The sequence below is a fragment of the Chryseobacterium phocaeense genome (assembly GCF_900169075.1).
GTDB classification, from domain to species: Bacteria; Bacteroidota; Bacteroidia; order Flavobacteriales; family Weeksellaceae; genus Chryseobacterium; species Chryseobacterium phocaeense.
In genome coordinates this window covers 850,927-866,513 of the sequence record NZ_LT827015.1, presented here as the reverse complement: position 1 = coordinate 866,513, position 15,587 = coordinate 850,927, and the positions used below count along the sequence as shown (strand labels likewise).

The window sequence follows — 15,587 nt, the reverse complement described above, 5'->3', positions numbered from 1 at the left end:
AAGCGCTGAATTGATTTTCAGCGCTTTTTTATTGTAAGACCTGTTTAAATTCTATATTCATTTTTAAACAAGCTGATTATCAAATTATTCTTTAGTTCTGACTGTTCTCTGTTCGATTCTTTTTTCAAATTTTTCCCCCTGGAAAATTCTCTGGATCATGATTCCCGGAATATGAATTTCGTTCGGATCCAGTTCTCCCGGTTCTACCAGCTCTTCTACTTCAGCAATGGTAATTTTGGCAGCACCCGCCATCGGATGATTGAAATTTCTTGCCGAGCCTTTGAAGATCAGGTTTCCTGCATAATCCCCTTTCCATGCTTTTACAATGGAAAAATCTGCATTGTAAGCAAGCTCCAGGATATGTGGCTTTCCGTTGAAATCTTTCACTTCCTTACCTTCTGCGATTTCTGTTCCATATCCTGCAGGCGTGTAAAAAGCAGGAATTCCGGCCTGTGCCGCTCTGCACTTCTCTGCCAGAGTTCCCTGTGGTGTAAGCTCTACCTCCAGTTCCCCGGACAGCATCTGTCTTTCGAATTCTGCATTTTCTCCCACATAGGAAGAGATCATTTTTTTGATCTGTCTTTTCTGAAGCAGTAATCCCAATCCAAAATCATCAACTCCCGCATTGTTTGAAATACATGTTACATCTTTCACATCACTCTCTACCAGAGCATTGATTGAGTTTTCAGGTATACCGCACAGACCAAATCCGCCCAGCATTAAAGTCATTCCATCGTTAATTCCTGCGATGGCCTCCTTTGCATTTTTTACTCTTTTATCTATCATGAAATATTAGATTTTCTGTCCGTTAAATTTAATCATTTTTCTTATATCTACGGTATCTGGGAATTTATTTGAATCCTGATCTAACTTTTTGTTTATTTTGTGATCATAGTTTGGTATATCCTTCACAAGAAGAAAAGTTTAAACAATTATCATTATTAAATGGAAAAAAATACTTTCATTAAAGCCGGAGACCTTTTTTATGTTAGCTGCAGAATCTGTATCGGACTATTCTTTTTTATCACAGGCTTCAATAAACTTTTTCATCCTGTTTTTCAGGGGTATATGCTTAAAACCATCAGCAGCCTGGGATTTTCCCATCCACAGTTTATGGCTGATTTTGTGGCTTTTAATGAAGCATTCTGGGGACTTCTTTTATTATTGGGGCTTTTGACAAGATTCAGTTCGTTATCTTTAATTGTAATTATGCTTGTGACCTTAATCACCAAAGATTTACATTCCATCCCCACGGAACTGGTCCCAATTGATCCTGCCGTTGGAACCCAACCTATGGATGGTTTCACATGGCTTACCTATTTCTTTTTTCTGCCACAGGTTCTTTTTATAATGCTGTTGGGCTTATTTTCCCTTTACGGATACAAAACTTTCGGAATTGACGGACTGATAAAGAGAAGAAAAAATAATTCTATTCATTCTTAGAGGTATACATTCTGTCCCAGGACCGGCACTTTATTTTTTATACAATTTTTATAGATTCAGCTTAAAATTTCCGGGATTTTACGGAGGTTTTCGGCTGCGGAATCTTCTTTATTTCTCATCAAATTGACTTATATTTGACAAGACAAAACCAAGGGTTTGAGATATCAGTATTTCGACCCATATGTCTTGTTAAAAAGTTATTAAACACCATCTTATGAAAAAAAATCTTCCTGCTCTCCTTCACAGCAGTCTTCTTTCCCTTAGCATCCGTATTTCCGGAATGTTTTAACCTATTAATTTAACAGCAGAATCACTTAAACGATAATAAAACATGAAAAAACTATTTACATCAGCGGTAATTGCCCTGTTCCTGAGCATCAGCGTAAGCGCTCAGGAAAAGATTTATTTCGATGAAAACTGGGAGAAAACCACTCAGGATAAAATGGAATTTTACCGGGAAACCGAAGCTAAAGGCAAGCTTACCCTGATTAAAGATTTTTATAAAGACGGAAAGCTGCAGATGGAAGGTCTTGCTTCCGATCCCACACCGGGCAATGAAATCTACGAAGGCAAAGTTACCTGGTACAGTCCTGATGGGAAAGTAACAAGCATGGGAACTTATACAGAGGGAAAACAGGTGGGACCGTCTCAGACTTTTGATGCCCAGGGAAGACCTTTGGAGGATCTGGTGTATAAAGCAGACGGCACCTTTAAAGGAAAAACCTACAGCTATAAAGATCCGGACAACTACTCTCTTTACAGCAGCATCACCGTTTTCGAAAGTTCCGATACTTTTAAAACCATTGCTTATGATGAAGACATCAAAGGCATCCGTTATGAAATCACTGCAGACAGTAGTGGCAAGTATGAAACCAAATATTACGGTGATAAAGGAAAACATATTGGTACCAGCAATTCCGGAAATTCAGACGAAACGATTGTGGTAGAATACTATTACAATCCGATGAAAGTTGCCAAAATTGAGAAATACAAGAGTGACGGGACTGTAAAAGAAGGTATCACCTATTCCAAAACAGGAAAAATCCTGCAGGAGCAGAAGATGAGTAAAAAAGACGGTTATAAAACGACTTATGACGAGACCGGGAAAAAAATAGGAAACCTGATGTATGTATATGACAAAGAATCCAGTTATTACAAACCTCAGGACGGCGAGGACTATCAGTATAATTCTGAAATTTCCGGTTTCACGGGTATAGATGTCTATAAAAACGGTTCCGTAATCCTGAGCAAATATTTTGATGAAAACGGAAAGCCAACCTCTGAGAATATATTAAAGGACGGTTCTGTACAGGAAATTAAATATTATTTCCCTGACGGAACGGTAAAAGGTACCTTAACTTACAAAGATGATCTGCCTTATAACGGTACTTTCTATGATGGCAATATGGGTGAGCAGCAATATAAAGACGGGCTTTTGATTCTTTCAAAATCTTTCGGGGAGAATGAAAAGATAAAATACGAGAAAAAACTGAACGCAAGACAAACCGGATATGATTCATCAGTTTATGATGATAAAGGAGCTGTGGTTTACACCTATGCACAGCCTCTGGAAGAAGCTGAAGGTTTCACCGCCCAGATTATACAGTATACAAAAGGAAAGCCCGGTAATAAAGCCGTTGTAAAGGATGGCATACTTCAAAGCGGGAAATTGAAATATAAATACGAATCCGGATTCAAGGAACTGGAGCGCAGCGGAAAATGGATTCTGTTAAAAGTGTATAACAGTGAAGGAAAGCTGATTCAGGATTCCAAAGTACTGGCTGAAGCCCAGGAGCAGGATGTTTACAGTGTGACATCAACTACGATACAGGAAGAATATCTTTTGAACGACTATTAAAATCATAAGTTTTTAAAATACATTCAGGATCCCGGCTGCCTTTTCAAGGCAGCCGGGATTGTTTTTATTTGATCACGCAGAATAACTGTTTAGATCTGCATCATCTGCTGTATCTGCGTGCGTATTTTTTATACGCAAAGCTTAATCAAGTTATGTTTTATTTTGAGGAAGCAAAAAGGAAATCAACTCCGTTGATTTTGATGAAGCTGTGGGATTAGAAAACGTAAAAAAATCTCTGAATCAGAGGAATAAGTGGGAAACCAAAATTCGCCGAAGATAAAATTTTAAAATCGCTTTCTTCCCCAAAAACTACCCAAGAGTGTAAAGCATAATTAAAATCATTTATCTTTTTTTGTATTTAAAACTTAAACTGCTATGAATGAAGAATTTTGCTCAAACTGCAAACAAAATGTAAAACCAAAGAGAATAGATGGACATTATATTCTCCATGAAATTGAACACGTTTTACATTTTGAGAGAGGTATTTTATATACCATAAGAGAATTAATGATAAGGCCCGGAGAAAACATCCGGCATTTTATCAGTGAAAACAGAAGCAGGCTTGTAAAGCCGGTTATATTTATTATTGTGGCATCACTGATTTATACGCTCATCAATCATTTTTTTCATATTGAGGACGGCTATATGAAAATAGATGATGTGAAAGATTCACCACTCCACTCTATTAATAGCTGGGTTCAAAGTCATTACGGGTATTCCAATATTATTATGGGTGGATTTATTGCTTTCTGGTTAAAGATATTTTTCAGAAAATATGATTACAACTTCTTTGAAATATTAATCCTGCTCTGCTTTATTCTTGGAATGGAAATGCTGATATTTTCTGTTTTTGCCATTTTTGAAGGACTCACGAAATACCATCTTATGCAGATTGCTGCTATCTTCGCATTTGTTTATTTTTCCTGGGCTGTAGGCAGTTTTTTTGATAAATCCAGAGTAGCCAGTTATTTCAAAGCTCTTGTTTCCTATATATTGGGAATGATCACATTTGGGATTTCAATCATGATTTTAGGCACTGTAATGGGCTTAATCTCCCAACACTAAAAATAAAGACATAGTCATTGTTATTTTAGTGGTTCTGTTCTTACTGAATAAAAAAAGCGGGAAATAGATTCCCGCTTTTCATTTATATCGTTATAATGTTACTGTATTACAAGTTTTAACGTAAATAGTTTTCTTGTGTGTACTTTTACGAAGTATACTCCTTTCGGAAGATTCTCATTCACCAGAGAGAAACGCTGGTTATTGATATTCTTGGATTCATACAGGAGCTGTCCTGATGCTGAAACCAATTCAATTTTCTCAATCGGATAATCACTTTTGATGAAAGTAGGCTCACCCGGCTTCGAAGGATTTGGATATAATACTACATTTTTCTCGGTACTTTTTGTCTCTTCAGTCCCCAATGTTCCGGCTACCACCTGAAACTGCTTTCTGTTGGATACTTCCGTGTAGGAGTCATTGGTAAACATCACCATATAATAATTACCCGGCGTGGTAGGAAGCGCTGTTCCCTGAATGGTTTTCGTTCCCTGTGTAACCCCGTCGAAATAAGTATAAGATACAAAGTTATCGTCCGGAGTCTGGATGCTTTGAGGATAAATTCCCAACCAGTCTTTGATGATTCCCGGAGAATCCGTCCATGAAGCGGTGATGTTTTCCCCTAAGCTATACACCGGCTTATTGATCCACAATTCCGTTACGATATCCCCTACTTTGAAGAATACTTTGTCTCCAATTCCTGTGTAACCGTCTTCAAGAAGGTACTGAGCATAATAATATCCCTTTGGAAGCCCTGTAAAATTCAGTGTCCCTGACGGCGTTGTTACATAGCTCCACTTGATAGAAGTGTTTGTTCCCGGCGTCTGTCCCATTTTGTAGATTCCAATCCAGTCGTTTACCAGGTTTGGTCCGTTGCTGTAGTTAATAACTACCGTTCCGCCTACCGGATAGGTATCTGCAGTAGTCTGAAGCACTACTTTCGGCCCTACATAAAAGCTTTTTCTCGGGGTGATTTCCGTGTACCCGTTATTGGCAAAGAATCCTGCAAAGTACTGCCCCTTATTGGCCAGTCCGTTGGTGAAAACTGCTGTCCCCGCCGTCTGTCCGTTGGTATAAATATAACCCTGGGAAGTTGTAGCCCCCGGCGTCTGTCCTTTTTTATAGATTCCTACCCAATCCTGCTGATTTCCGGGACCTCCGGTATACGTGGCAGTGATAGGTTCATTTTGGGTATATTCCGTTTTATCCAATACAAAAGTAGGGTTTGAAACCACACTTCCCGTTACCTCAAACTGCTTCACATCACTCCAGTCACTCCATTCAAGGTTTCTGTCCCTGTATCTTACTTTCACATAATAGGTTCCGTTTGAAATGGAATTGGCGGCGATGGTAGCTTTTGTAATATCTACACCGGCGTTCAGGTTTTTCGTTCTGTCCGGTGTTCCGTTTCCGTCTTTTCCAAACCAGTTTTCATAGTCACGGTAGAATTCCTTTTCAATTACAGAAAAATCCTGCGCTTTACTGATCAGGAACTGTGTGGTATTCAGAAGTTCTCCGTTAGATGATGCAAAAGCACTTCCATCCAGGGTAAGCGGCAGGGTTACCGATGCCGGGAATGTATTCGTAATGCTTGGCTTGGAAGGTCTGGGCTGATTTTTATAGCGATGGAACGTATCTACAAGTTCATTGTATTTTCTATTATATATTCCACCTATCGAGTAAGATTCTATATCTACTTTTCCGGTTTGTGTATCTACTTCCACGATCTGGTACGTCCAGTCTGTAAGGGTTTTCTGTACATCATCAAAATCCTGCTCATTAGACATTCCCCAATACTGGTCCCAAGCCGTTCCTCCGGAAATAATCTGATAATTCGGGGTATCTTTCAACTGCCCTCTGTGGTATAAATGGTGGTGAGCCCCAACGTGCATTAAATACTTGTTGGAAGTCGTCAGCAAAGGCACTGCATTATTCCTTACCCATGTAGAAATATCCCCAACATACTGCTCTGCCTGGTAAGGTCTGTGGCTTAAAGAGATGATCCAGTCAACCGTAGGATCATTATTGGCTTCATTCAGAATCTGCGAAAGCCATGTCTGCTGTGCGGTCCCGGTATGCTCGGAGCTTAAACTTACAAACAGAACGTTTCCGGCCTGCTGGGCATAATAGTTTTCATTTCCTGAAAAAATATTTTTATATCCGATTTCATCTATATAGAAATGGGCATAATAAGAGTTCATCCCCAAACTACCATAGGTTTCATGGTTTCCTACCGTTGTCTGGATAGGAAGATATGGTGATAATTTAATATTCTTTTTAAAGTGAACATTTTCATAATGGTCAAGTGTTCCTACATCCACCTGGTCACCTACCATAAAAGTAAGGGCAATATTATCGGAAGGATCAGAATTGGGTCCGAATTTCTCCTTTAATTTTTTATAAGCGTTCAGGGTCAGCGAGTCATATCTCGGTTCCGCTTTGATCTGGTTGTCCCCCATGATCAGGAAACGGATTTTGTTGTCTGCCGTAACAGGCTGCCCCGGTAAAGGAAGCGTTCTGAAATTATATACCGCAGATTCTGTAGTTCCTGTTTTTACCTTATAATAGTACTTGGTATTCGGCTGCAGACCTGCAATTTTTGCGGTGTGATAATAATAGTTGTTATTGTATCCGGTATCCGAGAAAATGTTTGTTGTTCCGGTCACCGTTACGTTCAGGTTGGTTGCGGAAGTTCCGTAAATTACGGTAGTTTCGTTGTTGGAAGCCGTTTTCCAGTTAACGATCATGGAATTGGGCGTCGGATTCTGCAGGTAGGGAAACAGTGCCTGCCCGAATGCCATCTGGACGGCAAAACAGAAAAAGAAGAAATAATGTTTCATAATAGCTTACTTTTGTAGTGATTTATTCAATTTGTAAATCAGATCTTTAAAAAATTTTCATCTGATTTTTTAATTTCGGGCAAAAGTAGAATTCCTATGTAAACTCTTCCTGATGGGAATTTGAAAGATTTGTTAATTTTCCTCCGAAATTCGGATAAAAAAATTATTGTTTTTAGCACATTAATTATTTGGCAGAATCAAAAAGTATTTTGTATCTTTGCGACCTGTTATTCAACCTCTGACGAAGAACGTGTAAGTTGCTTAGCTTTAACATTTTATTTTATTAAAAATGGATTTATTAAAGTACGTACAAGATCAGTACATTACTAAAAAAGATTTCCCTGAATTCAAAGCAGGAGACACAATTACTGTGTATTACGAAATTAAAGAAGGACAAAAAACAAGAACTCAGTTCTTCAAAGGTACCGTTATCCAATTAAGAGGTACTGGTGCTACAAAGACATTCACGATCAGAAAAATGAGCGGTGATGTAGGTGTAGAAAGAGTATTCCCTATCAACATGCCTGCGCTTCAGAAAATTGAAGTAGACAGAAGAGGTAGAGTTAGAAGATCTAGAATTTATTACTTCAGAGACCTTAGAGGTAAAAAAGCTAGAATCAAAGATGCTGCTTACAAGAAAAAGTAATTCAGACAACAATACATACAAAAAGAGACTATCTGTTCGGGTAGTCTCTTTTTATTTTTGAAATTTGGTGAATTTCAGTTGTCATTTACAATTTTAATTCTAAATATTTTTTCGGCATTGTTCTTTTGTCTTGAAATCAAAGATTCGACGTAGTCAAACAAAATGAACCAAAAATTCAAGACTGGAATCTTCCGCTAAAAATTAAAACTTACTCCTAAAATTCCCAAATTGACTCTCTTCGCTCGTCGAACCACTATGTTAGGTTTCGTGCGGGTTAAGCACTGGTGCTTCAGTTCTATATTTCGTCCGCACTCAAACAGTGGGAATTTTTTAACAGATTAAGTTATAATTTTTTTAACGCTACAGCTTTCTATGTCAATTATAGGCAACATGATATTAGATGAACTACATTCGATTCAATCTCAGCCTTTACCTTAGCCTTAACCTTACCCTCAATCTTACTTAATAAAATCATACAAAGCCGTAAAGAAGTTCGGATATACTTCAATATGGGGAAGATGGCCCACATTCTCAAGCTCAACGAGTTTTGATCCGGGAATCTCACGCTGCGTCTTTTTACCCAGTTCCTGGTACTGCCCCATTTTCGGCTGGAGCTCTTTTGGAGCCCGGTCCTTCCCTATGGCTGTTCTATCCCTGGTCCCAATGATGAGCAGTGTCGGTACTTTGATATTTTTAAACTCATAGCAGACCGGTTGGTTATAGATCATATCCGTGGTTAAAGCTGCATCCCATGCCACCTGCGGATAATCTTTGTGAAGTGTCCAGCCGGCAATAAGATCCAGCCATGGCTGATACTCCTCTTTCCATTGGTTATCATAATAAAACTTAAGCTGATAATTTTTATAGGTTTCTGCGGTATTCTTCAATTCTGATTGATAAGCCTGATCTATGGTCTGATACGTTGCAAAAGTTTTATAATCTTCCAGGCCGATAGGATTTTCAAGGATCAGTTTCTGAACTTTTTCAGGATACTGAAGCGTAAACCTTGTGGCTACCATCCCACCCATAGAATGACCCAGCACAATTGCTTTATCAATTTGAAGCTGGTCTAAGATCGTTTTTGTATTTTCGGCCAGCTGGGAAAAAGAAAACTGATAGCTTTGGGGTTTTGAAGATTTTCCAAACCCGATCTGATCCGGAATAATTACCCTGAAACCCTTTTCTGAAAGGTCTTTTGCCGTCTTTCCCCAATAGGCTCCGTTAAAATTCTTTCCGTGGAGAAGCATGATGGTTTTTCCGTTGGGTTTTTGTGGCTTTACATCCATATAAGCCATTTTAAGATCATTATTCTGAGATTTAAGATCTATATAATGTACTTCGTAGGGATATTGATATTGGGACAATGTGGCATCCAACGGTTTTACCTGTGCAAACAGGACAGCAGACACGGCAGACAACATCATTGCGACGGCGGCATTTCTGAAATAATTCATCCGGAATTTATTTTTAAAGATTAAAATTAAAAAAACCGCTCCAAAAGGAACGGTTTCTTAGGTATTATTTTAGTGTAATTAACATTTTAGATAACTTCTACCACTTTCAGGTCTTTTTTTGCCGGTAAGTTCATCAGAACAATAGCAAATAAAATCAGGATGATACCCACCCACTGTACGAGCAGAACTTTTTCACCCAGCAGAACAAATGCCATCGTCACTGAAACCGGAAGCTCCAGTGATGAAACAATACTTCCCAATCCAAGCCCGGCATTCGGGAAACCGATATTGAATAAAATAGGTGGAACAATGGTTCCAAACAGTGCCAGAACAAACCCGTAGGTCCAGAATATTGAATAATTGAAAGAATGAATATGCTCCGTATTGTCCGTAAAATTTAAATATAGTGACCTTAGTCCATCTGAATACATAGGACCGATCTGGGCAAAAAACAGGAAGCCCAATACCACAACCGCTCCTCCGCAAAGCATAATAATACTTTTTCTGAATACGGGAAGATGGGTAGCCAATGTATTGGATGTGAACATCGTCATTGTGTATGAAGCAGCAGCCAGCAGCCCCCAGAATATGCCGTGCCAGTCCAGTTCAATATCCATATTGATGAGGTTTGTGGCCAATATCGTACCTGCGAGTACAATGATCACTGAAACCACTTTTCTTGCATTAGGCAGCTTCTTTGCAATTATACTCTCCACCACCACACTAAACCATACCGACTGCATCAGCAGCACGATCGCTATGGAAACATTGATGTACTGAACTGCAATATAATAAAACAGACTGGTGCATCCTAAAGATGTTCCCGCAAGCAGCAGCATTCTCACTTCTCTGGAACTTGGTGATGAAAGTTTCTGTTTTGAGGTGATGGTCTGGATGAAATTCAGAATTAAAAGCCCCACAAGCCCCAATACAAACTGTGATGTAGTCACTTCAGAGGTTGTGAAACCATCATGGTAAGCCATTTTTACAAATGTGGCCAGCATCCCGTAAATACTTGCCCCCACTCCTACGAATAAAACTCCTTTGAGTACATTTTTCTTCTTCATAATTTTTTTAACAGCCTGCAAAGTTACAACATAATAATTGAAATATTCCGGAACGTCAATATGATAGATAAATAAAATCACAAAATGCCTTACTTTCCAGCTTCGTATGGGCTATACTATCTATCAAAAAAATCTTTATGAAAACTATACTTATAAAGCGACAGGTTTTGTCGCGTTGCCCCTGTACCTTTGGTTTACTAAAATCAAATAAGTGACAAAATACAGCGATGTTAAATCTCAATAAAGAGACTTGTGGTACGTTAAAAAATGTTAAATTTGCCACGAAATTATAAAACTAATCAAAAACTAAAATACAAGACCGATGAAGAAATTCTACGCTGGTGCATGTACTTTATGCACGCTTCTGGGGCTGTCTGCCCAGGAAGTATTATGGCAGAAAGATATCAAATCTTCTACCCAGGATTTTTTAAGCCAGGTAATCACAACTATTGATCAACAGTATCTGATAACCGGAAGTTCTATTCAGACAGGTTCCCTTCTAGAGCCTCAGGGAACAGGAAAGCAGAATAATGGTTACGATTTTCATTTAGTCAAACTCAATCAACAGGGTGAGCAGGTCTGGGAAAAATATTTCTCTGGACAAAATCACGATTATCTTTCTGCTTCCGTTGCTAGCCAGGAAGGGGGATTCCTGATTGCAGGAACTTCTTATTCCGGGAAAGGTTTGGATAAAAAAGAAGATTCCAAAGGTGGATCAGATATCTGGCTGATCCGGCTTAATGAATTTGGAGATGAATTATGGCAGAAAACTTTAGGATCAGCATCTGATGAGGAAGCAAGATCGGTTATCCAAACTACAGATTTTGGATTTTTTGTCGCCGGGAATGTTCAGAATTCAGCTAAAGGCTATGGATCAAAAGATGTTTTGATTGTAAAGCTTGATAAAGATGGCAAAATTGTGTCAGAATCCGTATTTGGAGGAAAAGGACTTGATGAAGTTGAAAAAATAATTCCAACCAGAGATGGCGGTGCTTTATTGGGGATCTATTCCAGAAGTAATGCTGTACAAAGTAAAATGTCTAATGTACAAAGTACAGGCAGCGCCAATACACCCGACACCCGACATTTTATTTCTGTACAAAAATCTTCAGATAACTTCGGTGAAGGCGATTACTGGATTGTAAAACTTGATAAATCCGGAAAGGTAGAATGGGAAAAGAACTTTGGAGGAAAAGGAGATGATCATCTGAGAACACTGGCTTTAACATCAGCAGGATATTTAATCGCTGGAGAATCCAGATCCGAACGATCAGGGAATAAATCGGTTGGAATTGAAGAGGGAACGGACCTGTGGCTGATTTCCTTAAATGAAAGAGGTGAAGAGATCTGGCAGAAATCTTACAATTTTGGGAACAGGGACATCCTGATGGGAACAAGCGTACTTCATTCAGCAGATGATAAAACTTCTAAAGGGATTTTGTTAGGTGGATATACGCAGGCTGAAGCAAGGATTGAGGCAGAGGATGAAACCTTCTGGATGCTGTATCTGGATCAGGAGGGTAATGAGCAGTGGAGAAAACATGTGAAAGGAGAATCCAGAAAAAGAGAAGAGAGACTTTCAGATATTAAGCTGAACAGGGATGGCTCAATTATCCTTGCAGGAACCAGTGCAGAGGAATTAGGAAAAGAAAACTGGAAAATTGTGAAACTGGGAGACAGCCAGATTAACAAACTAATTGAAAAACAGGATATTAAAATCTACCCGAATCCGGTTTCTGAATATGCTTATGTGGAAATAGGTTTCGAATTCAAAGAGGCTGATATTTTATTGTATGATATGGGTGGAAGACAGCTTCAGAGTTTGAAAACTAAGAATAAGGTGACGAAAATAAATACCCAGAATTTAGTCCAGGGTGCTTATCTGGTGACCATAAAGACGGATAATAATAAAACGGCGAATGCTAAACTAATCAAGAAATAAACAAAAATGAAAAAAAGAATATTATTTTTTACTGCAATACTATTGTTAGCAGTAAGTAATTTTTACGGACAGAGTAATCGACCTATTCTAACACCACCAACCCCGGAAGTAGCTTCCCTGGGCAGATTTATAGATCAGCCTATGTCCTTGAGCAGAGGAATTCCGGATATTTCGATCCCAATTTATAATTTAAAGGTCAGTACTGAGTTGTCATATCCTATTAATTTAAAATATCATGCAGGTGGAATTCAGGTAACCGAAATGGCAAGCAAAGTGGGACTTGGCTGGAATATGCAAGAAACAGGAATGATTACACGTACTGTAAAAGATTTTCCTGATGAGATAGCTGGAGTTGGATATATGTATACTCCTAAAACTATTCCGGTAGTTAAATTAATGGTTGAAGATGCAAACAGTAACCTTGCATCGTTAAAAGAGACATTTGACACCGAGCCTGATGAATATGTTGTAACAGTTAATGGTTTATACCTGAAATTTTATTATGATCGGGAAAATGAAAAATTTGTACAGGCTCCATTAAGCAAAACGAAAATTGAACCTCAATTTATTAATAGTAAAATTGTTTCCTGGACCATAACAGATACCAATGGTATCAAATATTTTTTTGGAAATAATGGCGCAGTAGAAATTTCAAATTACACACAGTCAATTGTCGTTACAAGCAGCTCATCACAATCAGGGACTATGCCGGAGCATATAGCTTCATGGTATTTAACAAAAATTGAAGATACAAAATCTAATAAAGTCGAATTTCAGTATAAAGAAAGCGAAGTATATAATTTATATAACAAGGTGGATGAATCTTTTATCAGAGATTTCATGAATGGGAACGGGAATGGTTTAAATGTACCGTTTAAAAGATCATATACCTATACCCAAATAAGGGGAAAGAGTTTAGAAAAAATAAAAACAAATAATACTGAAATCTTATTTACAGATGATGTATTGTTCAGAAAAGATATTACAAAAAGTAAAGCTCTAAAAGAAATAAAGATTATCGAATCAAATAAAGATCTCAAAAAAATAATTTTCGATTATGATTATTTTACAGCAAATAATACTCAGCCCTATGATTCATATTCCTATTTTCCCGAAGATAAATATCGTTTGAAACTCACTGCAGTAAACATTTATGAAGGTATTCAGGCTACTCCTCAGAAATATAGTTTTGAGTATAATACAACTGATTTACCAAATCGGTATAGCTATTCTCAGGATGCATGGGGCTTTTATAATGGAAAAAATAATACTGAACTCATCCCCAGATTAAGTACAGTGCCAATAACCGGCGTAAATTCATTTATTGGTTCAGCCAACAGAACTGTTTCCGTTGATAATGCCAAAGCTGGTATCTTGACAAAAATTAAATACCCCACAGGAGGATTTACTACATATGATTATGAATCAAATACTGTGTCTCAAGTTGTAAATCTCACTTATCCCTATAATTTTTCCGAAACGATCACAAAAAACTTTTGGCTGGAAGCTGAGACTATAATTACTCCGGAAAATGTGTCTGTCCTAGATAAGCCTGAGTATAGAAGCAGACTATCGGTTAAACGTCCGTCAGGAGAAATAACATTAAATATCAATGTTGAAGGCTGTACAAGTCAACTTAATAATAGTAATTGTCAATATCAGATTAAAATTGTAGGTGTCAATAATTCATATTATGCAACGATGACACAATCTCAATTGGTAATACAGCTGCCTGAAGGAGAATATGATGTTGTGGCTACAAAAAGTACAGGTACGCCAAGTGAAATGTTTGGCTTTGTTGTCACAGCATATTGGAACGAATTTTTGGAAGATTCCGCATTAGGGCAGTCAAATCAGATTGTCGGTGGATTAAGGGTGAAAAAAGTAAATTTTTATGACTCAAACAATCAACTTTCATTTTCAAATCAGTATGAATATACGGAAAAAAATTCTGAAAACAGAGCTATGTCCAGCGGGAGGCTTTTAGATTATCCAATATTTGTTGATAAACAGTATTATGAGCTCGATAATTCATTTAGAGTTTCAAGTAATTCTATTTTTCCTTTATCGAATCTTGGTGTTCATTCGGTTATTTACACAAACGTTATAGAAAGCAGGATAGATACAAATGGTTCTACTTTGGGAAAAACGGAATATAGTTATTCGTTTGATAATAAATCAGATAACGCTTTTTATAATCAATTCGGAACATTGAAAAGGGATAGAACAAGTTTTGTTTTTAGCTGGAGAAATGGACTGCTTCTTTCCAAGAAAAGCTATGATAATCAGGGAATAATACTTAGACAAGAAATTAATGATTATTCTTCCAAAAACAAAATCATATTAAATAATTTCGGAGCTTTTTTTGATTATAGAATGTCAACTTTACCGACACAACATGGTGAATCTGTCCCCTTCTATCGTTATCAGTTTTATCCTTTAGTTACCGATACATACAATATGGATAAATCAGAAATTACGGATTATTATAATGGTAAAGAAGTAAAAAAAAGTATAGAATATTTTTACAATAATGCTTCGCATTATCAGTTAACAAAACAGAAGAATACTTTTTCTGACGGTACAGTTAATGAAACCATCTACGACTATGCTCATGAAAAAAATAACCAGCTGATGATCAGTAATAATATGATTGGATTTCCTTTGAAAACTACAACAAACCAGATTATAGGAAGTGCAACAAAAACAGTTTCGAAAACGGAAACTATTTATCCAGAAACTACCGCAGAAATTACCAATAACAGTGGAGGCTTAATACTTCCAAAATCAGTATTATCATTTGATCTTCAAAATCCAAATATTAGTTCCACTGAAATCACGTATGATAAATATGATTCCAAAGGAAACCTCCAGCAGTACACCTCAAAAGACGGTCTTTCCACCACCATCATCTGGGGGTACAGCAACACACAGCCTATCGCCAAAATAGAAGGCGCAAAACTCTCAGATATTTCACAAACATTGATAGACAGTATTGTTAACGCATCTGCTAATGATGCCCAAGTGGGAACAGATGTTTCTGAACAATCAATGATTTCAGCTCTGGATCTGTTCAGAAATAATTCAGCATTATCAGGTTATCAGATCACTACTTATTCTTATGACCCTTTAATTGGAGTAAAAAGTATTACCCCACCATCCGGAATCAGAGAAGTGTATACATATGATACGGCGAACAGACTTGAAAAAGTAATTGACGTTAATGGAAAAGTACTGAAAGAATACAAATACAACTACAAAAACTAAACACAGAT

General features: G+C 37.6%; 10 protein-coding genes. 6 read left to right on the top strand and 4 right to left on the bottom strand.

All coding sequences use genetic code 11. The annotated features are described in order from the left end of the window. Positions 1 to 84: 84 nt before the first annotated feature. Positions 85 to 786, bottom strand: a complete 702-nt coding sequence (locus B7E04_RS10565; protein ID WP_080778620.1) for a CoA transferase subunit A — start codon at positions 784 to 786, stop codon at positions 85 to 87. Between the two features lie 159 nt (positions 787 to 945). Between B7E04_RS10565 and B7E04_RS10560 the strand changes: the two genes are divergently transcribed. The 3 genes from B7E04_RS10560 to B7E04_RS10550 all read left to right on the top strand — a co-directional run bounded on the left by B7E04_RS10560 (position 946) and on the right by B7E04_RS10550 (position 4,366). Next, complete coding sequence (locus B7E04_RS10560; protein WP_080778619.1) at positions 946 to 1,443, top strand: DoxX family protein; 498 nt, start codon at positions 946 to 948, stop codon at positions 1,441 to 1,443. A gap of 331 nt (positions 1,444 to 1,774) precedes the next feature. Further along, complete coding sequence (locus B7E04_RS10555; protein WP_080778618.1) at positions 1,775 to 3,301, top strand: toxin-antitoxin system YwqK family antitoxin; 1,527 nt, start codon at positions 1,775 to 1,777, stop codon at positions 3,299 to 3,301. A 375-nt stretch (positions 3,302 to 3,676) separates the two neighbouring features. Further along, a complete protein-coding gene (locus B7E04_RS10550) occupies positions 3,677 to 4,366 on the top strand; it encodes a DUF3667 domain-containing protein (protein ID WP_080778617.1) in 690 nt (229 codons plus the stop codon). Positions 4,367 to 4,464: 98 nt separating this feature from the next. Here B7E04_RS10550 and B7E04_RS10545 read toward each other — a convergent pair whose 3' ends face one another. Then, positions 4,465 to 7,203, bottom strand: coding sequence for a fibronectin type III domain-containing protein (locus B7E04_RS10545; RefSeq protein WP_080778616.1), 2,739 nt, complete (start codon positions 7,201 to 7,203; stop codon positions 4,465 to 4,467). Between the two features lie 289 nt (positions 7,204 to 7,492). Between B7E04_RS10545 and rplS the strand changes: the two genes are divergently transcribed. After that, positions 7,493 to 7,849, top strand: coding sequence for a 50S ribosomal protein L19 (rplS, locus tag B7E04_RS10540; protein ID WP_034704964.1), 357 nt, complete (start codon positions 7,493 to 7,495; stop codon positions 7,847 to 7,849). 458 nt (positions 7,850 to 8,307) lie between these two features. Here rplS and B7E04_RS10535 read toward each other — a convergent pair whose 3' ends face one another. Both B7E04_RS10535 and B7E04_RS10530 read right to left on the bottom strand, forming a co-directional pair. Then, entirely contained in the window at positions 8,308 to 9,303 is a 996-nt protein-coding gene (locus tag B7E04_RS10535) for an alpha/beta fold hydrolase (RefSeq protein ID WP_080778615.1), read from the bottom strand. Positions 9,304 to 9,389: 86 nt separating this feature from the next. Beyond that, a complete protein-coding gene (locus tag B7E04_RS10530; protein WP_080778614.1) occupies positions 9,390 to 10,370 on the bottom strand; it encodes an EamA family transporter in 981 nt (326 codons plus the stop codon). 322 nt (positions 10,371 to 10,692) lie between these two features. On the opposite strand from B7E04_RS10530, the gene B7E04_RS10525 reads away from it, so the two are divergent. Both B7E04_RS10525 and B7E04_RS10520 read left to right on the top strand, forming a co-directional pair. Then, positions 10,693 to 12,312 (top strand): T9SS type A sorting domain-containing protein, encoded by a 1,620-nt coding sequence (locus B7E04_RS10525; RefSeq protein ID WP_080778613.1) that lies wholly within the window; start codon positions 10,693 to 10,695, stop codon positions 12,310 to 12,312. Positions 12,313 to 12,318: 6 nt separating this feature from the next. Then, positions 12,319 to 15,579, top strand: a complete 3,261-nt coding sequence (locus tag B7E04_RS10520) for a SpvB/TcaC N-terminal domain-containing protein (protein WP_139785383.1) — start codon at positions 12,319 to 12,321, stop codon at positions 15,577 to 15,579. Positions 15,580 to 15,587: the final 8 nt, after the last annotated feature.